This window comes from Streptomyces sp. NPDC034086, assembly GCF_055575515.1.
Genome location: NZ_JBVISM010000014.1, coordinates 123,524 through 149,632, shown reverse-complemented (window position 1 = coordinate 149,632; position 26,109 = coordinate 123,524). Strand labels below are relative to the sequence as shown.

The following is a 26,109-nucleotide window of genomic DNA, read 5'->3' as shown; positions in this document are numbered from 1 at the left end:
TTAGGCGTGGTGGCCGTGCAGGGCCAGTGCCCACGTGAGGAGGCCGAACGACACCGTGCACAGGACCGTGCGCCACGCGTTCGCGCGGACCCACCGCCCCTCGAACGCGCGGCGCACGGCGGCCGGATCGGTGATCCGGTCCACCGGGCCCGCCTGCTCCAGGGCGGTGTTGAGCGGGATGTTCACCCGGGCGGTGACCGTCATCGCGAGCAGGTACGCGGCGAACGCACCGGCCAGCGGCAGCAGGGCGTGGCGTCCGTCACCCGGCAGGTGCAGGCCCAGGGCGAGTCCGGTGAACAGCGGGGAGCCGACGTAGCCCAGCAGGAACCAGCCGTTGAGGATGGCCACGTTGACGCGCTGCATCGTCTCGATCGCCGTCCGGTCGGACGAGGCGCGCAGGCCGGGCATCACCGCCACCGAGAACCCGTAGAAGAGGCCGCCGACCAGGCCCGTCGTGAGGGTCGCGGCGATCAGTGACAGCAGCCGTGCCGTTTCCATGTGTCCCCCCGTACCCGTAGGTGCCGCGGGTGCGTGCCGTGCACCGCGGTGGCCGGATTCTCGCCCATCCCCGGCCGTCGCGCCGCCCATACGCGCCGTTCCCGTCCGGTCCCCCGGCGGGTACCGGCCCCACGCTCCTGCCCGGCGGGGCCGGATGGCCGGTTCCGCCCTGGCAGCCGGGGGTTCCCCCGGCGCGCGGTACCCTCCCGCTGGGCCCGCACGCCCCCCAGGACGCCGGAGAGGAATCAGACCGTGACCGACCCGAAGCACAGGCTGGACGCACTGCGGTCCGACATCGAGCGCCGCAACCCCGCCCAGCCCGAGTTCCACCAGGCCGTACGGGAGGTCCTGGACACCCTGGCCCCCGTCTTCGCGGCGCGCCCCGAGTACGCCGAGGCCGGGCTCGTGGAGCGGCTGCTGGAACCGGAGCGGCAGATCATCTTCAGGGTGCCGTGGACCGACGACCACGGGCGCGTCCACGTCAACCGCGGTTACCGGGTGGAGTTCAACAGCGCGCTCGGCCCCTACAAGGGCGGGCTGCGCTTCCACCCCTCCGTGGACATCGGCGTGGTGAAGTTCCTCGGCTTCGAGCAGATCTTCAAGAACGCGCTGACCGGCCTGGGCATCGGCGGCGGCAAGGGCGGCAGCGACTTCGACCCGCACGGCCGCTCCGACGCCGAGGTCATGCGCTTCTGCCAGTCCTTCATGACCGAACTCCACCGCCACATCGGCGAGCACACCGACGTCCCGGCCGGGGACATCGGCGTCGGCGGCCGCGAGATCGGCTACCTGTTCGGCCAGTACCGGCGCATCACCAACCGCTGGGAGGCCGGCGTCCTGACCGGCAAGGGGCAGGGCTGGGGCGGCTCCGCGATCCGGCCCGAGGCCACCGGCTACGGCAGCGTCCTGTTCGCCGCCGAGATGCTGAAGGTGCGCGGCGAGTCCCTGGACGGCCTGACGGCCGTGGTCTCCGGCTCCGGGAACGTGGCCCTGTACACGGTCGAGAAGCTCCAGCAGCTCGGCGCCAACCCGCTGACCTGCTCCGACTCCCAGGGCTACGTGGTCGACGACAAGGGCATCGACCTGGCGCTGCTGCGGCAGATCAAGGAGGTCGAGCGGGGCCGCGTCAGCGAGTACGCCGCCCGGCGCGGCCCCTCGGCCCGCTTCGTGCCGGGCGGGCGGGTCTGGGAGGTCCCGGCCGATGTGGCGTTCCCCTCCGCGACCCAGAACGAACTCGGCGCCGACGACGCGCGCGCCCTCATCGGGAACGGCGTCAAGGCGGTCTCGGAGGGCGCCAACATGCCCACCACCCCCGAGGCGGTCCACCTCTTCCGGGCGGCGGGCGTCGCCTTCGGACCGGGCAAGGCCGCCAACGCGGGCGGCGTCGCCGTCAGCGCCCTGGAGATGGCCCAGAACGCGGGCCGCACCGCCTGGACCCGCGACCGGGTCGAGTCGGAGCTGGCCGGCATCATGAGCGCGATCCACGAGGTGGCGTACGAGACCGCCGCCCGCTACGACGCCCCGGGCGACTACGTCACGGGCGCCAACATCGCCGGCTTCGAACGCGTGGCGGACGCCATGCTGGTCCAGGGCGTGATCTGAGCCCTGCCCCACGGCCCGCCGCCCCCCCCCGGGGACCGCTCGCGCCGGCCCCGGGGGGCGGCGGCGTAGCCTGGGGGTCCGCCCGCCACCGACAGGGAGTTGCCGCGTGCTGACCGCGCTTGACGGGACGTACGGCGACCGCGAGGACGCCATCGGCGTCGCCGGCCGCACCGCCTCGTACGAGGAACTGCTCGGCGCGGCGAGGGCCGTCGCCGCCGACGTCGCCGGGGCCCCCGCCTTCGCCGTGACGGCGACCGCCTCCCTCGAAACCGTGGCGGCGGCCGTCGGCGGGCTCCTGGCCGGGGTGCCCTTCGTACCGCTGCCCCCCGACGCGGGCCCCGCCGAACGCGAGCACATCCTGCGGGACTCCGGCGCCGTCGAGACCGCCGTCGACTTCGCCCGCCGCTCCGCCGCCGCCCCGCCCCGCGGCGGCGGCCCCGAGGACCCCGCGCTGATCCTGTACACCTCCGGGACCACCGGCCCGCCCAAGGGCGTCGTCCTGACCGCCGACGCCCTCGCCGCCGACCTCGACGCCCTCGCCGGGGCCTGGCAGTGGAGCGCCGAGGACACCCTGGTGCACGGGCTCCCCCTGTTCCACGTGCACGGCCTGGTCCTCGGCGTCCTCGGCGCCCTGCGCACCGGCAGCCGCCTGGTGCACACCGGCCGCCCGGACCCGCGGGCGTACGCCGCCGCCCGGGGCAGCCTGTACTTCGGGGTGCCGACCGTGTGGTCCCGCATCGCCGCCGAACCGGAGCACGCGGCCGCGCTGTCCGGGGCCCGTCTCCTCGTCTCCGGCAGCGCCGCCCTGCCCGCGCCCGTCTTCCGGGACCTGGAACGCCTCACCGGCCACCGCCCCGTGGAGCGCTACGGGATGACCGAGACCCTGATCACCCTCAGCGGCCGCGCGGGCGGCGAGGTCCGGCCCGGCACCGTCGGCACCCCCCTGCCCGGCATCCGCACCCGGATCGCGGCCGAGCCGGGCGCCGAGATCGGCGAACTCCAGCTGACCGGGCCCACGCTGTTCTCCGGCTACCTGGGCCGCCCCGAGGCCACCGCGGCCGCGTACACCGAGGACGGGTGGTTCCGCACGGGTGACATCGCCGCCGTCGACCCGCGGGACGGCGTCCACCGCATCGTCGGCCGCGCCTCCATCGACATGATCAAATCCGGTGGCTACCGCATCGGCGCGGGCGAGATCGAGAACGCCCTGCTGGACCACCCCAAGGTCGCCGAGGCGGCCGTCGTCGGGGTCCCGGACGCGGACCTCGGACAGCGCGTCGTCGCCTTCGTCGTCGCCGAAGGGGTCACCGGCCCCGAACTCACCGACTTCGTCGCCGCGCACCTGTCGGTGCACAAACGCCCGCGCGAGGTCCGATTCGTCGCCGCGATCCCGCGCAACGCCATGGGCAAACCGCAGAAGAAGCTCCTCCTCACGGACCGGCCCGGGGAAGCCGGGTGAGCACCACCGCGCAGGGAAGCCCCTGGATCCGCCGCTTCCACCCGCCGACGGCGCCGCCGGGGAACGCCCCGGTCCTCGTCGTCCTCCCGCACGCGGGCGGCAGCGCCTCCTTCTACTTCCCGCTCTCCCGCGACCTGGCCGCCCACGCCGAGGTGCTCACCGTCCAGTACCCCGGCCGCCAGGAGCGGCTGGGGGAGCCGGTCCCGGACACCGTCGCCGGGCTCGCCGACGGGGTGGAACGGGCGCTCCTGCCGTGGCGCGAGCGGCCCCTCGTCCTGTTCGGGCACAGCATGGGCGCCGTCCTCGCCTTCGAGCTGGCGCGCCGGCTGGAGGCGGCCGGCGACACGCCGCGCGGCCTGATCGTCTCCGGACGCCGCTCCCCGCTGATCGTGCGGGAGGAGGAGGACCTCCACACGCGGGACGACGACACCCTCCTCGCCCGGGTGCACTCCCTCGCCGGCACCGACCCGGCCCTGCTGGCCGATCCGGAGGTCCGGGCGCTGATCCTCCCGGCGCTGCGCGGCGACTTCAAGGCCGTCGAGACCTGGCGGTACGAGCCGGGACCGCCGCTGCGCACTCCCGTCAGCGTGCTCTGCGGGGAGTCCGACCCGCGGGCGAGCGTGGCCGAGGCGATGGGCTGGCGCGCGCTGGCGGGGGCGGGGTTCGGCTTCCGGAGCTTCCCCGGCGGGCACTTCTACCTGGCGGAGCGGCACGAGGCCGTGGTCCGGGCGGTGGCCGAGGACCTGGCGGCGTTCACCGCGCCGGGCTGACCCCCGCGCCGCGTCGGGTCCGGCCGGGGATCCCGGGGAGCGGGTCCGGCGCGGGCTCCCGGAGCGGGTCCGGCCGGGGATCGCGGGAGCGGATCCGGCCGGGGATCCCGGGAGCGGTGCGGCCGGGCGGGCCGTGCGCCGCGCCCGGTCATCCACGGGCGCGGAGGTAGGCGTCCAGTGCGGCGGCGCCGGCCAGCAGGGCCCGGCCCCGGGCGGACAGGCGGCCGTGCCAGTCGTGCAGGGCGGACTCCAGGGGCTCCGGGCCGCCGGCCGCGCGGACCCGGTCGATCAGCGGCGCGATCTGCTCCAGCAGGTAGCCGCCCCGGCGGAGCTGGCTGGTCATGCGGGCGTCCCGTACGGCGGCCCCGTCGTAGACGCGGTACCCCGTCCGGGGGTCGCGGTGCGGGCGTACCAGTCCGGCGTCCTCCCACTTGCGCAGGGTCGCGGGCCGGATCCCGAGCTTCGCCGCCAGCGGGCCGATGAAGGTGCCGCCGGGCTCGGGGAGCGGGACCGGCTCCAGGTCGCGCAGGGCGCCCTCCACGGCGCGCAGGGTGCGGCGGTCCTCGAGCAGCTGCGCGTGGCTCTCGTCGACGAGGCGGAAGGCGTCCTCGGCCGCCCCCCGGTTCACGGCCCGCATGATCGCCGCCGCCGTCCGGTGGCCGTGGCCGGGCACCAGGGCGAGGAACGCCCGCAGGGCGTCCGCGTGCAGCGGGGTGTACGCACGGTAGCCGTGGGGCGAGCGGGCGGCGGCCGGGAGGATGCCGGCCTCCTCGTAGTTCCTGACCGCCTGGGTGGAGAGACCGTGCCCGCGTGCCAGGTCGACCGGCCTCAGCTGCCGGGGGGTTTTAAGGTTCGGGCCCATGTTCGGCGAGGATAGCGGCCCAAGTTTCAACCGGAGGTTCAACGATAGCGTTGAGGTCATGGCGACCCGCATCAAGGAAACCGTCCATGCCCTCGACGCTGCCGCGGTCCTGCGGCTGCTGCCGGAGCGGCCCCGGCTGCTCGCCCTGGGCGAGCCCACCCACGGCGAGGACACCCTGCTCCAGCTGCGCAACGAGCTCTTCCGGCAACTCGTCGAGGAGGGCTACCGGACCATCGCGATCGAGAGCGACTGCCTGAGGGGCCTCGTCGTGGACGACCACGTCACCACCGGCGAGGGCGTCCTCGGCGAGGTCGTGGAGCACGGCATCAGCCACGGCTGGGGCACCTCGGCGGCCAACCGCGAGCTGGTGCGCTGGATGCGCGCCCACAACGAAGGACGGCCGGCCGGGGAGCGGGTGCGCTTCGCCGGTTTCGACGGCCCGCTGGAGATCACCGGCGCCGCGAGCCCCCGTCAGGCCCTCGTCGCCCTCCACGGCCACCTCGCGGCCCGGGTGGACGCGGACCTGCTGCCCTGCACGGGGGAGGCCCTCGACCGGCTGCTGGGCCCCGACGGCCGGTGGACCGAACCCGCCGCGATGAGGGACCCGGCCCGGTCCGTGGGGAAGACGGCCGACGCCGCCCGACTGCGGCTGATCGCGGACGACTTGGCGGCGCTGCTGGAGGAGCAGGCCCCGCACCTGATCGCGGCCGCCGGGCGCGAGGCCTGGGACCGGGCGCGCCTGTACGCGCGGACGGCCACGGGACTGCTGCGCTACCACCACTGCATGGCCGACGACTCGCCCGCCCGGATGGCCCGTCTGGTGGCGGTCCGGGACCGGATGATGGCCCGCAACCTGCTGGCCCTCGCCGAGCGGGGACCGGTCTTCGTCCACGCCCACAACGCCCATCTCCAGCGGGAGAAGAGCTCGATGCGGATGGGCGGGGAACCGCTGGAGTGGTGGAGCGCCGGTGCTCTGGCCGCCGCGCGCCTCGGCGAGGAGTACGCCTTCCTGCCCACGGCCCTCGGCACGATCCGGCACCGGGGCGTGGAGGCGCCGGAGCCGGACACCCTCGAGGGGCTCCTGTACGCGCTCCCGGAGGACCGCTGCCTCGTCGACGCCCGGCGGCTGGCCGCCGTGTTCGGCGACGCGCCGCCGCCCGCGCCGCGCGCCTCGGCCTGGTTCGGCTACGCCCCCTTCGACCCCGCCCGCCTGGCCGGCAGCGACGGGCTGGTGTTCGTCAAGGACCTTCCGTAGCCTTCCGCGGCGCGTTCCGCGGCGCCTTCGCCGGCGCCGCGCGCCCGACCGGGACGGCCCGTAGGGTCGGCGGGACCGGGAGAGAGGGAGAGCCGTGGGGACCGACATCGTGATCGCGCAGACCACCGTCGACGACGAGGAGCGGGCGCTGGGGCTCGCCCGGGGCGCGGTGGAGGAGCGGCTCGCCGCCTGTGCGCACGTCGACGCTCCCCTCACCGCCGTCTACAGGTGGAAGGGGAGCGTCGGGACGGCCACCGAGTGGCGGGTCTCCTACAAGACCGCCCGGGACCGTCTGCCGGCCCTCACCGAGTGGGTCGCGCGGGCCCATCCCTACGAGGTGCCCGAGTGGATCGTCCTGCCCGTCGCCGGCGGATCGGCCGCCTACCTGGCCTGGGTGGCCGAGGAGAGCGGTGAAGGGACGTAGGCGGCCGGCGGACAGCCGAGCCGGAGCCGGTTCGGGGCGCCGGGATCCTGCCGGGACGGCGGCGCGGACCGCCCCCCTGCACCGGGGCCGTCGGCTTCTTCGGCGGACCGCCCCCGGGTACTGGAGGACGAGGCCGTGCGGGACCCCTCCTGCCGCACCGCGGGCCGACTTCCGCACGGCCGGCGGCTACCGCTGCGGCTGCCACGACGGCTACGGCTACGGCTACCGCTGCCTGCCTGCCTGCCTGCCTGCCGGCCGGCCGGCCCGGCGCTCCCGCTCCCGCTCCCGCCGGCCGTGCCCGCCGCGCTCGACGCGTGGTCCCGCGCGTGCGCCGCGCCCCCGACCGGCACCGGACGGCCGGCGGCCGCTCCTGCTTCGGGGACCGGCCGAAAGCGCCGTCACCTCCGTCCCGCGCCCGCAGGCCCCGCACGGCGGCCGGAGCAACGCGCAACGGCGCCGGGTACGTTGAGCCGGTCCAGCCCGTACGCCGGCATCCTGCGAGGAACCCATGCAGCCCACGCCCCCGAGCACCGACCGCGCCGCCCGGCTCCGGCGGGCCGTCGTCTTCCGGGACCTGCACGCCGGTCCCCGGCCCTTCGTCGTCCCGAACCCCTGGGACGCGGGGACCGCGCGCATCCTGGCCTCCTTCGGCTTCGCCGCCCTCGCCACCACCGGAGCCGGCCTCGCCCACAGCCTCGGCCGCCCCGACGGGGCCGGCCGGGTCAGCCGCGCCGAGATACTCGCCAACGCCGCCGCCATCGTCGACGCCACCGGACTGCCCGTCACCGCCGACCTGGAGAGCGGCTTCGGCGAGCGGCCCGAGGACGTCGCCGAGACCATCCGGCTCGCCGCCGACGCGGGCCTGGTCGGCGGCTCCGTCGAGGACTCCACGGGCCGCGACGGGGACCCCGTACGCCCCCTGGAGGAGGCCGTCGAACGGGTCGCCGCCGCCGTCGAGGCGGCCAAGGGGCTCGACTTCCCCTTCACCGTCACCGCCCGCGCCGAGAACTTCTTCCAGGGCCGGCCCGACCTCGACGACACCATCCGCCGCCTCAAGGCGTACGAGGCCGCCGGCGCCGACGTGCTCTACGCCCCGGCCCTGCCGGACGCCGACGCGGTCCGCGCCGTCTGCGCCGCCGTCGAACGGCCCGTCAACGTCCTCATGACCGCCGCACTCGAGCTGTCCGTGGCCGACCTCGGAGCCCTCGGCGTACGCCGGATCAGCACCGGCTCCGCGCTCTCCCGCGCCGCACTCGGCGCCCTCACCCGCGCCGCCCGCGAGATCACCGGGACGGGCACCTTCGGCTTCGTCACGGACGCCCTCCCGTACGACGAGGCCAACGCCCTGCTGGCCGCCGCCCCCGTCCCGTCCGCCGGCCCGGAGAGCGATCCGGCACCGTGAGCCGTCCGTACGCCCCACCCGCGGCCTCCGCACCGGCCGAGGCCCCCGCCGTCACACAGGGGAGTTCTCCCATGGGCACCACCGCCGTCAGCGGTCCCGTCGAGGCCGTGCGTCTCCCCGATCCGTACCCCTCCTACGCGCGCCTGGTCGCCGAGCGCCCCTTCGCCCGGGACGAGGCGCTCGGCGTCTGGGTGGCCGCCGACGCGGCGGCGGTGCGCGCGGTGCTGGGCAGCGGCGCGCTGCGGGTGAGGCCCGTCGCGGAGCCGGTCCCGGCCGGGATCGCGGGGACGGCCGCCGGGGAGGTGTTCGGTGAGCTGGTGCGGATGACGGACGGCGCCCCGGCCGCCCGGCTGAAGGGGATCGTCGCCGGGGCGCTGGCCCGCGCGGACACCGCGTACGCGGCCTCGGTGGCGGCCCGCCTGACCCGCGAGGCCCTGGCGGCGGGCGGTGACGTCCCGTACGAGGAGCTGATGTTCGCCGTGCCGGCCCGGGTGGTGGCCGAGCTCAGCGGCCTCACCGAAGGGGCCGGCCGGGAGGCGGCCCGCGCGATCGGCGACTTCGTCCAGTGCATCCCCGCCGGTGCGACGCCCGCGCAGCAGCAGGCCGCCGCGGCGGCGGCGGAGCGCCTGCGCGCACTCCTCGGCCCGGCGCTGGACCCGGCGCGGGGGCTGCTGCGGGAGCTGGTCACGGCCGCCGGGCGGGACGGGTGGCCGCACCCGGGGCCGCTGCTGTCCAACGCCATCGGCTTCCTCTCCCAGACCTACGACGCCACCGCCGGCCTCATCGGCAACACCCTCGTCGCCCTCGCCCGGGGAGCGGACGGGCGGGACGTGGAGGCCCTGGTGCGCGAGGTGGTCCGCCATGACGCCCCGATCCAGAACACGCGCCGCTTCGCGGCCGGGCCCTTCACGCACGCCGGGTCCACCGTGGAGCCCGGACAGCAGGTGCTCGTCCTCCTCGCCGCCGCCAACCGCGACCCCGCCGTCAATCCGGACCCGCACGCGCTGACCCCCGGCAGGGTGAATCCGGCCGTCTTCACCTTCGGCGCGGCGGCCCACCGCTGCCCGGGGGCGGAGCTCGCCACGGCCCTCGCCACCGGCGTCGTCACCGAACTGCGCGCGGCAGGCTTGAGCACCACCGCGACCCCCGCCTACCGCCCGCTGGCCAACGCACGCATCCCGCTCCTCTAGCGCGCGGGCCGTCCCCGACGGAAACCGGCGCGGCCCCCGCGACCGCGATCAGGCCGGGCGGTCGGTCACCCCTACGCCTCAGACAGGACAACCCTACGATGTCGGACACCCTTCACCTCTGGATGCGGCACGAGGCCCGCCCCACCGAACGCCGGGCCCCCCTCACCCCCCAGGACGCCGCCCGCCTCGTCGCGGCCGGCATCCGGATCACCGTCGAGGAGTCGGACCAGCGCGCCTTCCCCCTCACCGGCTACACCGCCGCCGGCTGCGCCACCGCCCCCGCCGGCTCCTGGCACGAACAGGCCCCCGACGACGCGTACGTCCTCGGCCTCAAGGAACTCCCCGCCGGTCCCGGCGCCCCCGCCCTGCGCCACCGGCACATCTACTTCGGCCACGCCTACAAGGGCCAGGCCGGCGCCCGCGAGCTGCTCGCCCGCTTCACCGAGGGCGGCGGCGCCCTGCTCGACATGGAGTACCTCACCGACGAAGCCGGGCGCCGCGTCGCCGCGTTCGGCTACTGGGCGGGCTACGTCGGCGCCGCCCTCGCCGTCCTGCACCACCGCGGCGCCCTCACCGCCCCGCTGCGCCCCACGGACCGCCCCACCCTGGACGCCCTCCTCGCCGCCGGCGCGGCCGCCCCCGGCACCGCCACCGCGCTCGTCATCGGGGCGCTCGGCCGCTGCGGCCGCGGCGCCTGCGACGCCCTCGTCCAGGCCGGGCTGGAGCCCGCCCGCTGGGACCTCGCCGAGACCCGGAACATCGACCGGCCCGCCCTGCTCGGGCACGACCTGCTGGTCAACACCGTCCTGACCACCAGCCCCGTACCGCCCTTCCTGACCAAGGCCGACCTCGACGACCCCGGCCGCCGGCTCTCCCTGGTCAGCGACGTCACCTGCGACGTCACCTCCGACTGCAACGTCCTGCCGGTCTACGACGAGACCACCACCTGGACCGAGCCCGTACGCACCCTCCGCGAGGGCGAACGCCCCCTCGACCTCATCGCCATCGACAACCTCCCCTCCCTCCTCCCCGTCGAGGCCGCCACCGCCTTCTCCGCCGAACTCACCCCGCACCTGCTGCGGCTGGCCGAGTGGGACGGCGTCTGGGCCCGCGCCCTGCACACCTTCGAGGCGGCCGTCCGGGCCCAGGAGGCACCCCTCGGTCACTGACCAGCCGCCCGCGCCGGCCTCCGGCACCGGCGGCCGTCACCTCACGGGTGCGACGGCCGGACCATCGCCATGAGCACGGGCGACTCCGGGGCCGGCCGTACGGGCCCGATCGCCTCGTAGCCCCACGACTCGTAGACCCGCTGCACCTTCCCCTCCCCGGCGGCCGGGTTGACCACGAACGAGGCGTACCGCTCCTCGCGACCGGCCGGCAGCTCGTCATGGACCCGCCGGGCCGGCCCCGTACCCCGGCGGGCGGGCGTCACGCGGGTCTCCCGGAGGGCCAGGACCGGCGAGGCGGTGTACTTCGGGTCCACGTCGCCGATCCGCCTCCACCAGAGGTCCCCGGCGGGACGGCGTAGTTCCGCAGGTGCAGCAACGGCTCCCGCACCTCGGCGTACACCGCGATGAGCGGGCCCCGCACCCGCCCCGCCTCCGTGAACCGACGCAGCCGGGTCGTCATCCCACGTCCTCCAGGTCTCGCGGCCCACTCCGCTGCCGGGGCGGCTTGCCGGGCCGTTCGCTCACATCGCCTCCGCCGCCAGGGGGATGCCGCAGATCCCGGACCATGACCGCGTAGAGGGGGGAGTCGTCGGAGGGCTTGGCCTCATCCCGTTTCTCGTAGCCCCAGCCCTCGTACAGAGCCTGTACTTTCGGGTGGGCGGAGTCCACCAGGAGCGTCGCGAAGTGCACGTCCACCGACTGGAGCAGCGCGTCATGGATCCGCTGCGCCCGGCCGGTGCCCTGCCACCGCGGTATCACCATCAGCTCGGACAGGGCGAAGATCCGGCCACGCACCCCCTCGGGCCGGTCGGCCCCCTTCCACCAGCCGCCCGGCTTGAACGTGGACCCGTACGCGTACCCGACCGGAGCGCCGTCCTCCCACCCCGAGACACACGTCCAGTCCTCGCGCCGCGACCACAGGTCCACGAAGTAGGAGAACCGTTCGCGGGAGTGGAAGGGGTCGGGGTCGTTCGCGTACACCTCGTCGTGGATGTCCAGGAGCAGGGAGCGGACGTCCTGCGCGTCGGCGTGCGTGTACCACTTCAGGTCCATCGTCGTGACTCCTCGACCACGGACGTGGACCGCCGTGCGGCGACGTTCATCCGCTGCCGCGCCCTCACCGGCCGGTCAAGCTGGTCATCATCACCGCGTACACCGGCGAGTCCGCGAAAGGCTGGTTCTCCCCGATCTTCCGGTACCCCCACCGTTCGTACATCGCCTGGAGCCGGGGCCGCTTCGTGTCCACGGTGAGGACCGCCAACGCCTCCGGCCGTCCGTCGAGCAGCGCGTCGTGCAGGCGCGGGCCCAGGCCCGTCTTCCGCCACTTCGGACGCACCATGAGTTCAGAGACGGAGAACGTGCCGCCCCGCTCCGGCGGGGTGGTGAGGTGCCCTTGCCACCACTCCCTCCCGGGCGCGGCGGGGGCGCCGTAGGAGAAGCCGACAGGCAGGGGCCCCTGCCAGGCGATCACGCAGGTGAAACCAGGGTTGCCGCCCCAGTGGTCCACGAACCAGGGGAAGCGCTGTACGAACTCCTCCTCCCGCCGATCCGCGTAGGCGTCCTCGTGGACGTCCAGCAGGGTCTGGCGGATGTCGCCGAGATCGTCGTGGCCGTAGCGGTTCAGCTCGATGGTCACCTGGTGCTCCATTCGGTGCGGTAGCGGTCCGCCCACTCACGGGCCACCCGGGTGGATGCGGCAGCGGTGAACAAGGAGCGGTGGAAATCCCCGATCATCGTGCGGAGACGGCCTGGGAGAGGGTCACCGGCCATCAGCTCGAAGACGGTGCTCGTCGTCGCACATGCCTGTTCCACCTCGCCCTGGTGCAGTTGTGCGGCGCCGAGCCGGGCGATGGTCATCGACCGGTTACGCCGCAGCTCCTCGGGCAGGGAGGCGAGGGCGTGGTGAGAGGCGGCTTCGGCGTGCGCGTGCTTGCCGAGCAGCTCGTGCACGATCGCGGCGAGCGCTGCGAGTTCGGCCGGTCCGTAGAACCCGATCCATGGCGCCCGAGGCACCGTCGGGTCTGCTTTCGCGAGGGCGGCTTCCGCGTGGCTCAGGGAGTGCAGGGCAGGGTTGCGGTCCCCGCGTGAGGCGTGCCCGATGGCCGTTCGGGCGTGAGCGAGGGAGGACAGCAGGGGATCACGCCGTGCAGCCAGGGTGGACTGGGCGGCCTGCGAGGCGGCGATGCCTTCGCCGTGGTCCTGCCGCTGGTGCGCGAGCATCGCGGTGGAATTCCAGACCCGCAACTGGGCTGCGGAGTCCTGGGCCATGCCCGCCATACGCAGGGCCTCGTTCAGGTGCGCACGCGCCCGGGCGAACTGCCTGGCGTCCACGCACGACCATGCCGCCGTCGACGTGTAGTGCGCGGCCACCGAGAGGAGGCGCCGGCGGACGGTCTGCGACACGGCGTTCCGCTGTAGTCGAACGGCCTCGGCCGCCCGGGCGAGGGCGGCACTCTCGAGTGCTCCGTGTCCTCCACGGGATTGGTCGAGGGCCGTGAGCGCGGCCATCCCGTTCCGCAGGCGGATCACGTCCGACATTCCCGCCGACCGGCTGTTCGCGATTCCCGGACCACAGGCGGTCAATGAGCCGGCCGTGGCGGTGAGGAAGGAGCGGCGGAGCACAGGTTCCTCCGAAGGTCTGGCGGAAGCGGCTGGTTCGAACCCCAGATCCGTGCTCGGGCATCCGAACACGGCCTCGAGCGCCGCGCGCGTACGCCCGATCGGCCGTCGGGTGGCGCCGCTGAGCAGGTTCCGCACCGTGCGCGCGGAGACGTCACCGAAACGACCGGTGATCGCCAGGAGCGCGGTGTTCATCCGACCTGCCAACTCCTCTTGAGTGAGCCCCAGGTCAGCCATGCGTTCCCGTAATACGGCGTTCCCGGCCATGCCGCCGAACGTAGTACCGGGCTCACACCACGGGCAAGGAGAGCCGTAACGCGCACGCAAAGTTTTCCGGTCCCTGACGTGCGGCCACAGGGGAGCCCTTCCTGTTCCTCCGTGGGCGCACGGCGTTGACTGGTCACAGCAGCGCGAGGCGAGGCCGCTTCGTGACCACCCCGCATCCGCGATAGGGAGCCCCTTTGACCAGTCCACCTTCACGCGGCGTATTGAGCCTGGACCTTCCTGACGGCATCGGTCCGGGTTCCGGGCCGCGGACCGGTATCGCGTCGCTGTCCCTGCCCAGTGCCGAGCTGCTCGACCGGGCGCGCGTCGGGTGGGAGGGCTTCCTCGCCACCTTCGGGGAGGCGGCGGATGAGTGAGCGGTACGAGTACGTGCCGCACCGGCTGCTGCGCGAGCGCGTGCGGGACATCGCGTCCGGCGTCGAGGGCGTGCTGATGGCCGTCGTCAACGAGAACGTCTCCGACACGGGCGTCGAGCGCTGGATGGAGCTCGCGTACATCCGGGGCGCGTCCGGGCGGGAGTTCACCACCGCCGTCGGCAACGTCCAGCCGGCGTGAGACCGCAGCGCAGGGAGCCGGAAGCAGGCGGGAACGGGGGTAAGGGCGTGCTGCGGAACCAGGGTGCTGGCATACTCCGCGCCGTGACGACTGACCACGGCGCCGGCCCGGCCCTGACCGTCGGCGAGCGCGACCCGGAGCTCGACGACCGGCTGACCGAAGCGCTGACCGCCTTCAACAGTGCCGCCACGGGCGCTCCCGACCGCGGCACGTTCTCGGTGAAGGTCACCGATGAGGCTGGTGAACTGGTGGGTGGGCTGACCGCACGCACGTGGGGCGGCCTCTGCGGCATCGAGCTGTTGTGGGTGCGCGAGGACAGCCGCGAGGACGGCTGGGGCAGCAGGATCTTGCGGGCGGCCGAGGCCGAGGCGCGGCGGCGTGGCTGCGACCGCCTCTCCGCCTCCACCTTCACGTTCCAGGCTCCCGGCTTCTACCAGCGTCACGGCTTCGTGGAGACCGGTAGGACACCGGGCATTCCCGGTGGACACGCTGATGTGCACCTGTTCAAGTCTCTGACCGACCCGCCACACCTGCCCGAGTAGCAGGCGTGCTGATCACCGCCGGACGGCGAGCCGCCCTCGTGCCGCTCGCGCCGGAGGGGGCGGCCGCGGCGGCGCCCCCTCCGTACGGTTCCGGCTACTCGGCGATGTAGGTGTGGCCGCTGTAGGCGTACACCAGGAGCTCGAGCTCGAGTTCAGGGTCCACCACGGTGCCCCCGGTGGGCTCGAAGTGTTCGTACCGGTTCCCGTTGAGGACCTTCACCTTCGCGCTCGTGTCCTCCACGTAGCGGATGCGGTCCAGCGCTTCGACACTGGTCGCGGGACCGCCGCTGAGTATGACGTTCGGGCTCTGCGCTGTCATGGTCGTCGTCTCCTTCGGCCGGGTGCGGAGGCAGCGGCCTCACTGCCTGCCCGCACAGAATGGGGGATACCGCTAAAGCTGGTCTAAACCGGAGGAACCGCCCGCCCTACGAGGCCCACGAGCCCGGGGCGCGGAAGTCCTCGTCCTCCGCAGGCCAGGCGGCGCGGAGCGGCCGCGGATCGGGCGGGGCGATCTCGGCGCCCATCATCCGGGCGGTGAGCAGCATGGCGATGGCCGCGACCTCCTCCAGCGTCGGGGACCCGCCGGTCACGTGGAAGGCCGCCTGCCGGAGCCGGGCCTCGGCGGGGTTCACAGGGGGAGGTTCCCGTGCTTGCGGCTGGGGCGCGGCGCGTGTTTGCCGCGCAGCATCTCCAGCGCGTCGATGAGCCGGGACCTGGTCTCGGCGGGGTCGATGACGTCGTCCACAAGGCCTCGTTCCGCGGCGTAGTAGGGGTGCATCAGCTCGGTCCGGTATTCCTTGATCTTCATCTGGCGCACCGTGTCGGGATCGTCGGCCGCGGCGATCTCGCGGCGGAAGATGACGTTCGCGGCGCCCTCGGCGCCCATCACGGCGATCTCGTTGGACGGCCAGGCCAGCGCGATGTCCGCGCCGATGGAGCGCGAGTCCATGACGATGTACGCGCCGCCGTAGGCCTTGCGCAGGATCAGCGAGATCCGCGGCACGGTGGCGTTGCAGTACGCGTACAGCAGCTTGGCCCCGTGCCGGATCACCCCGCCGTGCTCCTGGTCCACGCCCGGCAGGAATCCCGGTACGTCGACCAGCGTCACCAGCGGGATGCTGAAGGCGTCGCAGAACTGCACGAAGCGCGCTGCCTTTTCGCTCGCCCGGATGTCGAGGACGCCCGCCATGCAGGACGGCTGGTTGGCGACGATGCCGACGGTCCGGCCGCCGAGCCGGGCCAGGGTGCAGACGACGTTCCGCGCCCATCCGGCGTGGATCTCGAAGTGCTCCCCGTGGTCGACGACCTCCTCGATCAGCTCGCGGATGTCGTACGACTGGTTGGGGCGCGACGGCACCAGGTCGGCGAGGCGCTCGCAGCGCCGGCCGGGCGGGTCGTCGGTGTCGCCGGCGGGCGGCAGCTCGCGGTTGTTGGCGGGCAGCAGCGACAGCAGGTGGCGCACGTCCTCCAGCGCGCTCTCCTCGTCGTCGTACGCGAAGTGCGCGACGCCGGAGGTCTCCGCGTGGCTGTCGGCCCCGCCGAGGGTCTCGCTGGTGACGGCCTCGCCGGTGACCGCCTGGACCACGTCGGGTCCCGTGATGAACATCTGCGAGGTCCCGCGGACCATGAAGACGAAGTCGGTCAGCGCGGGGGAGTACGCGGCCCCGCCGGCGCACGGGCCCATGACCACGGAGATCTGCGGGATCACCCCGGAGCCGCGCACGTTGCGGGTGAAGATGCCGCCGTAGCCGGCGAGCGCGGTGACGCCCTCCTGGATGCGGGCGCCCGCCCCGTCGCACAGGCCCACCAGGGGCGCCCCGGTGGTCTCGGCGAGGTCCATCAGCTTGTGGATCTTCTCCGCGTGGGCCTCGCCCAGCGCGCCGCCGAAGATCCGGAAGTCGTGGGCGTACGCGAAGGCGGTCCGGCCGTGGACCAGGCCCCACCCCGTGATGACGCCGTCGGTGTGCGGCTTCCTGTACTCCAGGCCGAAGCCGGTGGCACGGTGCCGCCGCAGCCCTTCGATCTCGGTGAACGTCCCCTCGTCGAAGAGGAGTCCGAGTCTTTCGCGGGCGGTCAGCTTGCCCTTGGAGTGCTGGGCCTCGGTCGCCTTCTCGTCCGGACCCCGTACCACCTGCTCCCGCAGGACGGCGAGCTCCGCCGTGCGCTCCCGCAGTGACGAGTACCGGATCTCCTCCTGGGTGCTCATGAGGGCCCCTTTCGACGCAGACGCGCCGGTCCGGCCGGTGCGCGGCGACGAGCGTCCGGCGGAGGGCTAAAGCCCGGCTTGCACGCGGCCGCCCCGGTGCCGGCGCGCACCGTACCCCGGGACCGGGGGCACCCCTACCTCGCCCGTGCGGACCCCACTGCCCGCGCCGGTCCCGGGACTTCGGGGGCCGGGGTGCGTATCAGTGGAACGTCACGTCCGAACCGCCGGAGGCCTCTGTGAAGGAAATCCTCGACGCGATCGCCGCGTCGACCGCATCTGGCAGCGGTTCTCCCGCTGTCACCGCTGCCGACTTCGCGGCGTTGCCGCTGCCCGAGTCGTACCGCGCGGTGACCGTGCACAAGTCGGAGACGGACATGTTCGCGGGCATCGCGACCCGCGACCGCGACTCCCGCAAGTCCCTGCACGTCGAGCGGGTACCGCTGCCGGAGCTCGGCCCCGGCGAGGCCCTGGTCGCCGTCATGGCCTCCTCGGTCAACTACAACACCGTCTGGAGCTCGATCTTCGAGCCGCTGCCGACCTTCGGCTTCCTGGAGCGCTACGGCAGGATGTCCCCGCTCGCCGCGCGCCACGACCTCCCGTACCACATCCTCGGCTCCGACCTGGCGGGCGTCGTGCTGCGCACCGGCCCCGGCGTCAACCGCTGGCACCCCGGCGACGAGGTCGTCGCGCACTGCCTGTCGGTCGAGCTGGAATCGGCCGACGGGCACAACGACACGATGCTCGACCCCGAGCAGCGGATCTGGGGCTTCGAGACCAACTTCGGCGGCCTCGCCGAGATCGCCCTGGTCAAGTCGAACCAGCTGATGCCCAAGGCACGCCACCTCACCTGGGAGGAGGCCGCCTCCCCCGGCCTGGTCAACTCCACCGCCTACCGCCAGCTGGTCTCCCGCAACGGCGCCGGGATGAAGCAGGGCGACAACGTCCTGATCTGGGGCGCCAGCGGCGGCCTCGGCTCGTACGCCACCCAGCTGGCCCTGGCCGGCGGCGCCAACCCGATCTGCGTCGTCTCCAGCCCGGAGAAGGCGGAGATCTGCCGCGAGATGGGCGCCACCGCCGTCATCGACCGCGACGCCGAGGGCTACCGGTTCTGGAAGGACGAGCGGACCCAGGATCCGCGCGAGTGGAAGCGCTTCGGCAAGCGGATCCGCGAGCTGACCGGCGGCGAGGACGTGGACATCGTCTTCGAGCACCCGGGCCGCGAGACCTTCGGTGCCTCGGTCTACGTCACCCGCAAGGGCGGCACCATCGTCACCTGCGCCTCCACCTCCGGCTTCATGCACGAGTACGACAACCGCTACCTGTGGATGTCCCTCAAGCGCATCATCGGCTCGCACTTCGCCAACTACCGCGAGGCGTGGGAGGCCAACCGCCTCATCACCAAGGGCAAGATCCACCCCACCCTCTCGAAGGTCTACCCGCTGGAGGAGACCGGCCAGGCCTCCTACGACGTCCACCGCAACCTCCACCAGGGCAAGGTCGGCGTCCTCGCCCTCGCGCCCCAGGAGGGCCTCGGCGTCCGCGACCACGAGATGCGGGCCGAGCACCTCGACTCCATCAACCGCTTCCGCGACGGCCGGACCCCGCCGGAAACAGGATGACGGCCACGGGAGCCGCCGGGGCCGCCCTCCCCGGCGGCCAGGTGGCTCTCGCCCACGACGACGGACTCCCCCCGGGCGGTGAGCCGCGCGCCCTGTTGGAGGACGTCCTCGCGGACGTGCGCGGCACCTGCCCGCCCCTCGGCCAGCACCCGCCCGCCGTGGTGAGCGGCACCCACGTCGTCGACCCGCCGTTCTACGGCAGCGGCGACATCGGACGGATCGCCGCGTGCGCCGCCGTCAACGAACTGGCCGCCGCCGGCGCCCGCCCCCTCGCCCTGACCCTGTCGGCGGTCGTCGAGGCGGGCCTGCCGCTGGAGCGGCTGCACCGGCTGGCCCGCTCCGTGCGCGACGTTGCCCTCGAGGCCGGCGTGGTGGTCGCCGGCCTGGACGTCCGGGTCGTCCGGGCCGGCGAGGCGGACCAGGTCTACCTGCACACCACCGGGATCGGCGCCTTCCACGGCGCCCCGCCGCGCACCCGCGACGTCCGCCCCGGGGACCGCGTCCTGCTGAGCGCCCCGCTCGGCGGACACGGCGCCCACATCCTGTCGGTGCGCCGGGGACTCGGGTTCGAGAGCCTGGTCCCCAGCGGCTGCGCACCGCTGGCCGGACTGCTGGAGACGGCCCGCGCGGCCGGGTCCGGCGACGGGATCCGGGCCGTACGGACCGTGGCGCGCGGCGGACTCGCCGCCGTGCTGCACGCGTACGCCCGGGAACTGGGCCACACCCTGCGCGTCGAGGAGAGCGCCCTGCCCGTGCAGTACGAGGCCCGGATGGCCCTGGAGGCCATGGCCGTCGACCCGCTGCACGCCTCCAGCGAGAGCTGCCTGTGCCTGCTCGTCGCGCCGGACGCCGCGCCCGGTGTCCTGGCCTCGCTGCGCACCCACCCGTACGGGCGGTCCGCGGCCGAGATAGGCACGGTCGCCGAGGACGGCACCGCCCCGGTCGAGCTGGTGCGCGAGCGGGGCGGCACGGTGCCCGTCACACCCGAACCGGAGGCCTTCGCCCGCCTGGCGTGAGCCCCGCCGGGGCAGCCGGGGCAGCCGGGGCCGGGGCCGCGGGCCGGAAGCCGCGCAGCAGTACCAGCCCGGCCGCCGTGGCCAGCGCCGGGAGCAGCGCCATCCCGGCCAGGACGCCCCAGGTGGCGCCGGCGCCCTGGCCCGTGGCGTGCCCGGTGCCGGAGGAGACGTAGCCGGACGCCTGGAGCACCAGCCCCATCAGGAACGGCCCGACGGCCATGCCCAGCGCCTCCCCGGCGCTGAACAGGCCCGACATCGCACCGGCCCGGCTGCGTCCGGTGCGGACGGCGTCCCCGGCCGCGCACTCGGCGAGCATCGTGTACAGGAACAGCAGCTGCCCCGCGTGCCCGGTACCGGCGACGAGGAGCGCCACCGGGGCCCAGAACGGCGGCAGCACGGGCGCGGCCGCCAGCAGCAGGGTGCCCCCGGCGAACAGGGCGCAGGAGAGACCGAGTACCCGCCGGTGACCGTACCGGCCGCCCACGCGGGACCACAGGGCCGTGGTGAACAGGTTCGGCAGGACGAACGCGGCGACCAGCACCCCGGTCATCCCCGGCCGCTCCAGGACGTGTTCGGCGTAGTAGGGGCAGCCCGCGAGCAGCACCCCGGTGCCGACGACGAGGACGGTCGCCCCGCGCAGCAGCACCGCGAACCGCGCGTTGCCGCGCAGTACGGCGAACCACGCGCGGGTCCCGGCGCCGCGCGGCTGCCCCGCGTCCGGCGGCAGGTCCCGGGCAGCGCCGGCCTGGGTGGTCCGGCCGGCCAGGGCGGTCCGGCCGGTCCGGGCGGTGCCGAAGAACACGCCGAGCGTCCCGGCGGCGACCACGCAGGCGCCGAACAGCCCGGCCCAGCGGTGTCCGGACAGGCCCCCGCCGCCCGCCTCGACGACGGCGGGCGCGGCCGATCCGGCGACCAGGGCGGCGACGGCGATGCCGGCCACCCGGCCCCCCACCAGCCGCACCCGGTCCCCCGCGCTCGTGGCGATCTCGGCGGGCAGGGCCGCGTACGCCGCCTGGAAGAACGCGAAAGCGGTCGCGGTGAGCAGGAAGCCCGCGGCGGTCCACAGCGCCCCCGCCGGCCCCTCCGCGGTCCCGGCGAACATCAGGGCGAAGCCGACGGCCACACCGAGGCCCCCGCCCAGGACGTGGCCCCGCCGCGGTCCCCACCGGCCGTGCGCCCGGTCGCCGATCCGTCCCGCGTGCGGGGTGAGCAGCACGTCCCAGACCTTGGGCACGAGGACGACGGCCCCCGCCACGGCGGCGCCGACCCCGAGGGTGTCGGTGAGGTACGGCAGCAGGAGCAGACCGGGCAGCGTGTTGAAGGCTCCGGTGACCAGGGAGCCGGAGGCGTATCCGAGACGCGTACGGGGGGACATGCCCCGATCGTCGCCGTGCCGGGCCGGCCCCGGCCAGTCGGTGCTTCTCCCCCTTCCCGCAGGTCGCGGCGGCCCCGGGGCGGCCGCCCCGGACGGCTCGTCAGGGAACGCCCCGACACCCGGCGCCGGGTACGGCGGTAGCCCTCCGCAGTAACTGACATGCAGGTAGTGACGGTCCGTCGGGGCTGTGCGCGGCGACGCCGGTCGGTGAGGCTGCCCGGGGGGAACGCGCACACGAGGGGGATTCCCGTGCTTGACCAGCAGCATCCGTCGGCGACGGCCCGGACCCGGGACCTCGCGGTCCTCTGCCGGGAGCTGAGGCTGGCCGGTGACGGTCCCCGGTTCGTCCGGCTGACCGGCGAGCCGTGGAGCGGCAAGAGCCGGCTCCTGCGGCAACTGGCCGCCGTCGCGCACGAGGAGGGGTGGACGGTGGCCTCCGGACGGGTGCCCAGGGTGGGCCGGACCCGGCCCTTCGAGGTGGTGGCCGACGCCCTGGACGACCATCTGGCCCGTGCCGACGGCACCTTGTTCGAGCGGCTCGGCGAGGCGCGCACGCGCGCGCTGGCGCCCGTCCTCCCCGCCCTCGCCACGCTGCCGGGGGCCGGGGAACCGGCCGACCCCGGTGCGGCGGCCCGTGCCCTGCGCGTCCTGCTCGGGCTGCTGGGGGAGCGCGGGACGCTGTTCGTCCTGGACGACGTGCACCGCTGCGGCCCCGAGGTCCTCGACCTGCTCGACCACCTCGTCCGGCACCCGCCGCAGGGTGCCGTGCTGACCGTCTTCGCGCACCGCGCCGTGCCGGGAGGCCGCCACCTGTCGGCCGTGCCGCACGACGCGCCCGGGGTCCGCCACCTCGCCCTGGGCCCGCTGCCCCCGGCCGACGCCCGCGCCCTGCTGCCGGCCGGGACGCCACCGCTCGCCGCCGAGCTGGTGCTGCGCGACGCGGCGGGGGTGCCGGGACTGCTGCACGCCCTGGCCCGGGGCGGCCCGCCCGGCCCGTCCTTCCACGCGACGGCCGAACTGGCCACGGGCGTCCCGCCGGTGCTCGCGCCCGGCTCGATCGACCTGCACACGCTGTCGTCCCTGGGCTGGCGCTGCGCCTGCGCCGCCGCCCTGCTCGGCGACCCGTTCACCGCGGCCGCGCTCGCGCACACCGCGGGCGTGCCGGCGGAACAGGCGCTGGCCGGACTCGACGAACTGCACGGCGAGGGGCTGGTCCGGCCCGAGGGCACCCCCGGTACGCGGTTCTGCTTCGTCCGCCCGGCGGTACGGGCGCTGGTCCACCACGCCTCCGGGGCCGGCTGGCGCAGTGCGGCACTGGGGCGGGCCCTGGAGGCGCTGAGGGCCGAGGCCGGTACGGGGACCGGCCCGGAGGACGGCGACGCCGGGGCCCGCCGGGCGCTGGCCGCGCACCTCGAACACGCCGACGCGGTCGGCCTGGAGGACGTCCGCGCCCTGGCGCTGAGTGCCCGCGACGGCCTGTACACCCGGCCCGCCCGCTCCGCCGCCGCCCTGCGCCGGGTGATGGCGACGGGCCCGGTACCGGTGGAGGTACGCCTCCTGCTCAACAAGGCGCTGGTGCTGTCGGGCCGCCTCGAGGAGGCGGTACGGGGCTACGAGGAGACCGGGCCCCGCTCGCACGAGGACCGGCTGCCGGGCGGCCGGACCGACACGGCGGTGTGGCAGGCCCGCGCGCTGCGCTGGAGCGGCCGTCACGCGCAGGCCCGGTCCGTGCTCGACGGGGACGGCGGCCTGCCCCCGGGAGGCGCCGCCGCCGACGCGGAACGGGCGGCGCTGGCCCTGGAGCCGGGGGCGGGGGCGGGCCCGGAGGAGGCCCGCGCCGCGGCCGAGCAGGCCCTGCGGACGGCCCCGGCGGACGATCCCGGGGCGCGGGCGCACGCGTACGCGCTGCTGGCCGCCGCCCGTGCGGCGGCCGGTGACGGCGAGCCGGCCAGGGCGGCGGCGGACGCGGCCCACGCGCTGCTGGCGCGGACCGGGGAGCCGGAGCGGGCCGCGCACCTGGAGGCGCTGCGCTGGCTCGGGGCGGCCGAGACCGGGCTGGGCGAGCCGGAGCGGGCCGGCCTGCACGGGGAGCGGGGCCTGGCGGCGGCACTGGAGCACGGGCAGGCGCATCTGGCGGGGCTGCTGGCCCTGGGTTTGGCGGAGGCCGCGCTGGCCCTCGGCGACACCGCGGGGGCACGGGCGCGCACCGCGCTGGCGGCCGCGCTCGCGGAACAGACCGCCGTGCCCGCTCTCGCCGCCGCCGCGCGGGAGGCGGAGCGCCGCACCGGGGCGCCCGCGGGAGGATCCCCGGACGTGAGCCGGCTGTCCCTGCTCAGCGAGCGGGAGCGCGTCGTCACGGGGCTGGTGGGGGAAGGGCGTACGAACCAACAGATCGCGGCCCGGCTCGGCATCAGTGTGAAGACCGTGGAGACATATATGAGCAGAATCTTCAAGAAGCTCGGGGTGAATTCGCGTACCCAGGTCGCGCATGTCGTCGGTTTGAGTGCGCATATCCGCTGACTACTGCCGGGCACAAGTGCCGCGGGCGGTATGTTTTGACTATTCCGGCCGCCCGGATGATGCCGAAAGCCCCGCCTGTTCCGGAAAAACTTTTCCGGAACAGGCGGGGCTGAACGGCCCGGCTCTACCGGCGGGGGATCCGGGAGCCCGTGCCCGGATCATGCCCTCCCGCGCTTGTGACCTGCTAAAGGCCGGGTCACAGGCAGGCGAGCTCCCAGCGGTCGTCCAGCGGGCAGTCGGCGGCCGACTCGATCACGCTCAGTTCGGCGAGGGACTGGGGAGCGGTCACCGCCGTGCCGGTTCCGGTGCCGGAGCCGGACGCCTGCGCGGCGGTGGCCGGGACCATCCCCCACAGACCGAACGCCAGAACGATGGCGGTGGCGGCATTTCGGATGGAAGAGCTGTTCATGTCTGACCCCCGTGTCGACAACTTTCGTTTGCGGGACCATCCTGACCAGCGGACACGGCGTCTCCAAGGAAAAAGGGCAGGCGTAAAGTTGCCTGGCAGCAAGTCCTGTCAGCACATGGGGGTGTCAAACGGGATGTCGGGGAGTTCCCTACACGGGTCCGAGTTCGGCGAGTTGGACGACGCGAGCGCGTCCGCCTATCAACACGCCGTTCTGTTAGGACGTTTCGTGCGTGCTGAGATCGCGTCCGCCCTGCGCATGACGCAGCTGGAGGCCGGGCGGGTGGAGGAGGCGCTCACCACGCTCCGCCTGCTCCGCCCCATGCCCGGCCGCCCGGACGAACTCGTCCCGGTGAGCCCGGACGCGGCGGCCGCGGACCTGGTGGGCCCGGCGGAGGCCGAGATCCGCGAGATGCAGCAGGCGGTGAGCAGCGTGAAGACGCAGATGCTGGGACTGCTGCCCGCCTACTTCGAAACCCGCCGCAGGCGCAATCAGGAGGAGGCCTTCGACGTCATCAGCGACGTGGGCGTGCTCCAGTCGATGCTGGACGAATGGGGTACGCGCTGCCGCGGCGAGCTGCTCACCTCCCAGCCGGGCGGCTCCCGCCGGCCCGGCGCCATGGAGACGGCCCTGCCCCTGACCCTCGCCCGGCTGCACCGCGGCGTGCACGTCCGGCACCTGTACCAGCACACCGTCCGCAGCGACCTGGCGACGACGGACTACGTGCGCGCGGTGACGGCCGAGGGCGCCGAGGTGCGCACCACGGACGAACTGGTCGACCGGATACTCATCTACGACCGCGAGGTGGCCTTCCTGCCCGAGCAGCGGGTGGAGGGCCGCTCCCCGGGCGCGATCGTGGTCCGCGAGCCCACGCTCGTCGCCTTCCTGTGCAAGGTCTACGACCACATGTGGGCCGGGGCCACGCCGTTCACCCCCGGGGAGGAGGACGCCGCCGACATCGCCGACGACCTCAAGCGGTCGATCATCCGGCTCATGGCGCAGGGCCACAAGGACGAGATGGTGGCCCGCCGGCTCGGCATGTCGGTGCGCACCTGCCGCCGCCACATCGCCCGGATCATGGAGGAGATGGAGTCCACCAGCCGGTTCCAGACGGGTGTCAACGTCGCGTTCTACGGGCTCCTCGGCACCGACTTCTCCCCCTCGGGCGCCGGAGCGGGGGACGCCGCCGGGCTGGGTACTAGCTGACGGGCAGCAACCTGCCAGGCCCGACGGCTGGTTCCTCCCGCCGGACCCCCGGCAGCCTGGTGCGTGCGGCCTCAGCACCCGGTGGGGCCCGAGGGAGGGCCAGCCATGGACACCGCAGTCATCGCCGCGGGACCGACCACCGCCGGGACCGCCGCACGGCACCTGGTGCACCGTCCGCAGCCCTGGGCACGGCACGGCGGTGCCGCCGCGCCGCCCGTGGCGGAGGAGTTCGTCCTGCTCGGCGACCTGACGAACCCGCACCCGCTGTTCGACGACGGCCCCGGTCACTTCCACGACCTGGTCGCGGCGGCCGACATGGTCCGGGAGGTCGGCGAGTTCATCGGCCGCACCCACTTCCGCGTGCCCGCGCAGCGCACCGGCATCTTCTACCGGGTGGGCATCGAGGTGAGCGACATCGGACCGTGGCGCAGCCGGCCCGGCGCCGCCCCCGGGCGGCTGGCGACCACGATGAGCGTCCGCCCGGACAAGGTCATCGACGGGGTGCCGCGCGCGCTGGAGTTCCGTACCGCGCTCGAGATCGACGACGTGCCCTGCGCCACGGGCACGGCGAACCTCGTCTTCCTCGCCCCGATGGTGCACCGCGACCACCGCGAGCACAGCAGGCTGGCAGCGCTCCGCCCGACGGCCGGCCAGGACCACCCGGTCCCCGTCGGAGGCCCGGTCGACGCCGCGGAGGTGGGGCGCCGCGATCCGGCCGGCGTCCTGCTGCACGGCCCCACCGGCCCCCGCGACGGGCGGCTGTCGGTCGGGGTGGCCGTGCCCCGGCACCGGCTCGGCGAGGAGGCCGCGCGGGACGGGCACGTGCCCGCGCCGGCACTGCTGGAAGCCCTGCGCCAGACGTCCCTGCTGACCGTGGGGCGCGGCCACTGCTTCGAACCCGGGCGCAGCGCCCTCGCCTCGCTCCAGGTCCACGTGCGCGGGTACGCCGAGGCCGACCTGCCGCTGCGCTGCGCCGCGGTGACCGGCGGGCCGGGCCGGGACGCCGCGGGCCGGCGTACGGCGCCCCTCACCCTGACCCTCACCCAGGCGGGCCGCACCGTCCTGGAGGCGACCACCGTGGTCGTGGAGGACCACTGACGGGGCCGTCCGCCGGCGGGCCGGCCGCGG

General features: G+C 74.8%; 27 protein-coding genes. 16 read left to right on the top strand and 11 right to left on the bottom strand.

Annotation, left to right across the window (positions count from 1 at the left end; translation table 11 throughout):
- On the bottom strand, window positions 1–498 hold the full coding sequence (locus tag ACZ514_RS26375; RefSeq protein WP_469125836.1) for an anthrone oxygenase family protein: 498 nt from the start codon (window positions 496–498) through the stop codon (window positions 1–3).
- Between the two features lie 252 nt (window positions 499–750).
- On the opposite strand from ACZ514_RS26375, the gene gdhA reads away from it, so the two are divergent.
- The 3 genes from gdhA (at window position 751) to ACZ514_RS26360 (ending at window position 4,329) form a co-directional block, all read left to right on the top strand.
- The gene (gene gdhA / locus ACZ514_RS26370; protein ID WP_468170557.1) at window positions 751–2,100 is read left to right on the top strand and encodes an NADP-specific glutamate dehydrogenase; all 1,350 of its coding nucleotides are present in this window, start codon (window positions 751–753) and stop codon (window positions 2,098–2,100) included.
- Window positions 2,101–2,206: 106 nt separating this feature from the next.
- Complete coding sequence (locus ACZ514_RS26365; protein ID WP_468170554.1) at window positions 2,207–3,559, top strand: AMP-binding protein; 1,353 nt, start codon at window positions 2,207–2,209, stop codon at window positions 3,557–3,559.
- A complete protein-coding gene (locus ACZ514_RS26360; RefSeq protein WP_468170551.1) occupies window positions 3,556–4,329 on the top strand; it encodes a thioesterase II family protein in 774 nt (257 codons plus the stop codon). The genes ACZ514_RS26365 and ACZ514_RS26360 overlap by 4 nt, the downstream gene beginning before the upstream one ends.
- Window positions 4,330–4,477: 148 nt before the next feature.
- Here ACZ514_RS26360 and ACZ514_RS26355 read toward each other — a convergent pair whose 3' ends face one another.
- Window positions 4,478–5,191, bottom strand: a complete 714-nt coding sequence (locus ACZ514_RS26355; protein ID WP_469125835.1) for a MerR family transcriptional regulator — start codon at window positions 5,189–5,191, stop codon at window positions 4,478–4,480.
- 58 nt (window positions 5,192–5,249) lie between these two features.
- On the opposite strand from ACZ514_RS26355, the gene ACZ514_RS26350 reads away from it, so the two are divergent.
- From ACZ514_RS26350 to ACZ514_RS26330, 5 genes are all read left to right on the top strand, one after another.
- Window positions 5,250–6,446 carry an erythromycin esterase family protein gene (locus ACZ514_RS26350; RefSeq protein WP_469125834.1) on the top strand — a complete coding sequence of 399 codons (1,197 nt, stop codon included), beginning with the start codon at window positions 5,250–5,252 and terminating at the stop codon, window positions 6,444–6,446.
- Window positions 6,447–6,540: 94 nt separating this feature from the next.
- On the top strand, window positions 6,541–6,870 hold the full coding sequence (gene cutA, locus ACZ514_RS26345; protein ID WP_468699787.1) for a divalent-cation tolerance protein CutA: 330 nt from the start codon (window positions 6,541–6,543) through the stop codon (window positions 6,868–6,870).
- A gap of 508 nt (window positions 6,871–7,378) precedes the next feature.
- Window positions 7,379–8,272 carry an isocitrate lyase/PEP mutase family protein gene (locus ACZ514_RS26340; RefSeq protein ID WP_468699786.1) on the top strand — a complete coding sequence of 298 codons (894 nt, stop codon included), beginning with the start codon at window positions 7,379–7,381 and terminating at the stop codon, window positions 8,270–8,272.
- Between the two features lie 71 nt (window positions 8,273–8,343).
- Entirely contained in the window at window positions 8,344–9,462 is a 1,119-nt protein-coding gene (locus ACZ514_RS26335; protein ID WP_468170536.1) for a cytochrome P450, read from the top strand.
- A gap of 98 nt (window positions 9,463–9,560) precedes the next feature.
- Entirely contained in the window at window positions 9,561–10,631 is a 1,071-nt protein-coding gene (locus ACZ514_RS26330; protein ID WP_469125833.1) for a saccharopine dehydrogenase, read from the top strand.
- A 41-nt stretch (window positions 10,632–10,672) separates the two neighbouring features.
- On the opposite strand, the gene ACZ514_RS26325 is transcribed toward ACZ514_RS26330, so the two are convergent.
- The 4 genes from ACZ514_RS26325 to ACZ514_RS26310 all read right to left on the bottom strand — a co-directional run bounded on the left by ACZ514_RS26325 (window position 10,673) and on the right by ACZ514_RS26310 (window position 13,517).
- Complete coding sequence (locus ACZ514_RS26325) at window positions 10,673–10,945, bottom strand: hypothetical protein (RefSeq protein ID WP_469125832.1); 273 nt, start codon at window positions 10,943–10,945, stop codon at window positions 10,673–10,675.
- Window positions 10,946–11,087: 142 nt separating this feature from the next.
- Window positions 11,088–11,684, bottom strand: a complete 597-nt coding sequence (locus tag ACZ514_RS26320) for a GNAT family N-acetyltransferase (RefSeq protein ID WP_469125831.1) — start codon at window positions 11,682–11,684, stop codon at window positions 11,088–11,090.
- Between the two features lie 64 nt (window positions 11,685–11,748).
- Complete coding sequence (locus tag ACZ514_RS26315) at window positions 11,749–12,279, bottom strand: GNAT family N-acetyltransferase (RefSeq protein WP_469125830.1); 531 nt, start codon at window positions 12,277–12,279, stop codon at window positions 11,749–11,751.
- Window positions 12,264–13,517 carry a helix-turn-helix domain-containing protein gene (locus ACZ514_RS26310; RefSeq protein WP_469125829.1) on the bottom strand — a complete coding sequence of 418 codons (1,254 nt, stop codon included), beginning with the start codon at window positions 13,515–13,517 and terminating at the stop codon, window positions 12,264–12,266. Before ACZ514_RS26310 ends, ACZ514_RS26315 begins: the two co-directional genes overlap by 16 nt.
- A 221-nt stretch (window positions 13,518–13,738) precedes the next feature.
- On the opposite strand from ACZ514_RS26310, the gene ACZ514_RS26305 reads away from it, so the two are divergent.
- The 3 genes from ACZ514_RS26305 to ACZ514_RS26295 all read left to right on the top strand — a co-directional run bounded on the left by ACZ514_RS26305 (window position 13,739) and on the right by ACZ514_RS26295 (window position 14,632).
- Entirely contained in the window at window positions 13,739–13,891 is a 153-nt protein-coding gene (locus ACZ514_RS26305; protein ID WP_469125828.1) for a hypothetical protein, read from the top strand.
- On the top strand, window positions 13,884–14,090 hold the full coding sequence (locus ACZ514_RS26300; RefSeq protein WP_468170519.1) for a hypothetical protein: 207 nt from the start codon (window positions 13,884–13,886) through the stop codon (window positions 14,088–14,090). The genes ACZ514_RS26305 and ACZ514_RS26300 overlap by 8 nt, the downstream gene beginning before the upstream one ends.
- Window positions 14,091–14,173: 83 nt before the next feature.
- Window positions 14,174–14,632: a GNAT family N-acetyltransferase gene (locus ACZ514_RS26295; RefSeq protein ID WP_469125827.1), complete on the top strand. Its 459-nt coding sequence runs from the start codon at window positions 14,174–14,176 to the stop codon at window positions 14,630–14,632.
- A gap of 94 nt (window positions 14,633–14,726) precedes the next feature.
- Here ACZ514_RS26295 and ACZ514_RS26290 read toward each other — a convergent pair whose 3' ends face one another.
- The 3 genes from ACZ514_RS26290 to ACZ514_RS26280 all read right to left on the bottom strand — a co-directional run bounded on the left by ACZ514_RS26290 (window position 14,727) and on the right by ACZ514_RS26280 (window position 16,838).
- Window positions 14,727–14,951 carry a DUF5988 family protein gene (locus tag ACZ514_RS26290; protein ID WP_467896434.1) on the bottom strand — a complete coding sequence of 75 codons (225 nt, stop codon included), beginning with the start codon at window positions 14,949–14,951 and terminating at the stop codon, window positions 14,727–14,729.
- 106 nt (window positions 14,952–15,057) lie between these two features.
- On the bottom strand, window positions 15,058–15,264 hold the full coding sequence (locus ACZ514_RS26285) for an acyl-CoA carboxylase epsilon subunit (RefSeq protein WP_468170513.1): 207 nt from the start codon (window positions 15,262–15,264) through the stop codon (window positions 15,058–15,060).
- A complete protein-coding gene (locus ACZ514_RS26280) occupies window positions 15,261–16,838 on the bottom strand; it encodes an acyl-CoA carboxylase subunit beta (protein ID WP_468170510.1) in 1,578 nt (525 codons plus the stop codon). Before ACZ514_RS26280 ends, ACZ514_RS26285 begins: the two co-directional genes overlap by 4 nt.
- A gap of 236 nt (window positions 16,839–17,074) precedes the next feature.
- On the opposite strand from ACZ514_RS26280, the gene ccrA reads away from it, so the two are divergent.
- The gene (ccrA, locus tag ACZ514_RS26275) at window positions 17,075–18,457 is read left to right on the top strand and encodes a crotonyl-CoA carboxylase/reductase (protein WP_468699780.1); all 1,383 of its coding nucleotides are present in this window, start codon (window positions 17,075–17,077) and stop codon (window positions 18,455–18,457) included.
- The gene (locus ACZ514_RS26270) at window positions 18,454–19,473 is read left to right on the top strand and encodes an AIR synthase-related protein (protein WP_469125826.1); all 1,020 of its coding nucleotides are present in this window, start codon (window positions 18,454–18,456) and stop codon (window positions 19,471–19,473) included. Before ccrA ends, ACZ514_RS26270 begins: the two co-directional genes overlap by 4 nt.
- On the opposite strand, the gene ACZ514_RS26265 is transcribed toward ACZ514_RS26270, so the two are convergent.
- Entirely contained in the window at window positions 19,436–20,848 is a 1,413-nt protein-coding gene (locus ACZ514_RS26265) for an MFS transporter (RefSeq protein WP_469125825.1), read from the bottom strand. The two genes, ACZ514_RS26270 and ACZ514_RS26265, sit on opposite strands and share 38 nt — an antisense overlap.
- Window positions 20,849–21,097: 249 nt before the next feature.
- Here ACZ514_RS26265 and ACZ514_RS26260 point away from each other — a divergent pair, with 249 nt between their 5' ends.
- A complete protein-coding gene (locus tag ACZ514_RS26260) occupies window positions 21,098–23,368 on the top strand; it encodes a helix-turn-helix transcriptional regulator (protein ID WP_468170498.1) in 2,271 nt (756 codons plus the stop codon).
- A 196-nt stretch (window positions 23,369–23,564) separates the two neighbouring features.
- Here the strand turns inward: ACZ514_RS26260 and ACZ514_RS26255 are convergent, their stop codons facing one another.
- On the bottom strand, window positions 23,565–23,777 hold the full coding sequence (locus ACZ514_RS26255) for a hypothetical protein (RefSeq protein ID WP_469125824.1): 213 nt from the start codon (window positions 23,775–23,777) through the stop codon (window positions 23,565–23,567).
- 226 nt (window positions 23,778–24,003) lie between these two features.
- Between ACZ514_RS26255 and ACZ514_RS26250 the strand changes: the two genes are divergently transcribed.
- Together ACZ514_RS26250 and ACZ514_RS26245 are read left to right on the top strand one after the other, a co-directional pair.
- Window positions 24,004–24,981, top strand: coding sequence for a LuxR C-terminal-related transcriptional regulator (locus ACZ514_RS26250; RefSeq protein WP_468170492.1), 978 nt, complete (start codon window positions 24,004–24,006; stop codon window positions 24,979–24,981).
- A gap of 105 nt (window positions 24,982–25,086) precedes the next feature.
- The gene (locus ACZ514_RS26245; protein WP_468170489.1) at window positions 25,087–26,079 is read left to right on the top strand and encodes an AfsA-related hotdog domain-containing protein; all 993 of its coding nucleotides are present in this window, start codon (window positions 25,087–25,089) and stop codon (window positions 26,077–26,079) included.
- Window positions 26,080–26,109 lie beyond the last annotated feature (30 nt).

Bases quoted from the DNA above. Each gene is read 5' to 3' on its own strand.
- ACZ514_RS26375 (WP_469125836.1), bottom strand. From the start codon at position 498: ATGGAAACGGCACGGCTGCTGTCACTGATCGCCGCGACCCTCACGACG.
- ACZ514_RS26355 (WP_469125835.1), bottom strand. From the start codon at position 5,191: ATGGGCCCGAACCTTAAAACCCCCCGGCAGCTGAGGCCGGTCGACCTG.
- ACZ514_RS26350 (WP_469125834.1), top strand. From the start codon at position 5,250: ATGGCGACCCGCATCAAGGAAACCGTCCATGCCCTCGACGCTGCCGCG.
- ACZ514_RS26340 (WP_468699786.1), top strand. From the start codon at position 7,379: ATGCAGCCCACGCCCCCGAGCACCGACCGCGCCGCCCGGCTCCGGCGG.
- ACZ514_RS26335 (WP_468170536.1), top strand. From the start codon at position 8,344: ATGGGCACCACCGCCGTCAGCGGTCCCGTCGAGGCCGTGCGTCTCCCC.
- ACZ514_RS26330 (WP_469125833.1), top strand. From the start codon at position 9,561: ATGTCGGACACCCTTCACCTCTGGATGCGGCACGAGGCCCGCCCCACC.
- ACZ514_RS26320 (WP_469125831.1), bottom strand. From the start codon at position 11,684: ATGGACCTGAAGTGGTACACGCACGCCGACGCGCAGGACGTCCGCTCC.
- ACZ514_RS26315 (WP_469125830.1), bottom strand. From the start codon at position 12,279: ATGGAGCACCAGGTGACCATCGAGCTGAACCGCTACGGCCACGACGAT.
- ACZ514_RS26310 (WP_469125829.1), bottom strand. From the start codon at position 13,517: ATGGCCGGGAACGCCGTATTACGGGAACGCATGGCTGACCTGGGGCTC.
- ACZ514_RS26300 (WP_468170519.1), top strand. From the start codon at position 13,884: ATGAGTGAGCGGTACGAGTACGTGCCGCACCGGCTGCTGCGCGAGCGC.
- ACZ514_RS26290 (WP_467896434.1), bottom strand. From the start codon at position 14,951: ATGACAGCGCAGAGCCCGAACGTCATACTCAGCGGCGGTCCCGCGACC.
- ACZ514_RS26280 (WP_468170510.1), bottom strand. From the start codon at position 16,838: ATGAGCACCCAGGAGGAGATCCGGTACTCGTCACTGCGGGAGCGCACG.
- ACZ514_RS26270 (WP_469125826.1), top strand. From the start codon at position 18,454: ATGACGGCCACGGGAGCCGCCGGGGCCGCCCTCCCCGGCGGCCAGGTG.
- ACZ514_RS26265 (WP_469125825.1), bottom strand. From the start codon at position 20,848: ATGTCCCCCCGTACGCGTCTCGGATACGCCTCCGGCTCCCTGGTCACC.
- ACZ514_RS26255 (WP_469125824.1), bottom strand. From the start codon at position 23,777: ATGAACAGCTCTTCCATCCGAAATGCCGCCACCGCCATCGTTCTGGCG.
- ACZ514_RS26245 (WP_468170489.1), top strand. From the start codon at position 25,087: ATGGACACCGCAGTCATCGCCGCGGGACCGACCACCGCCGGGACCGCC.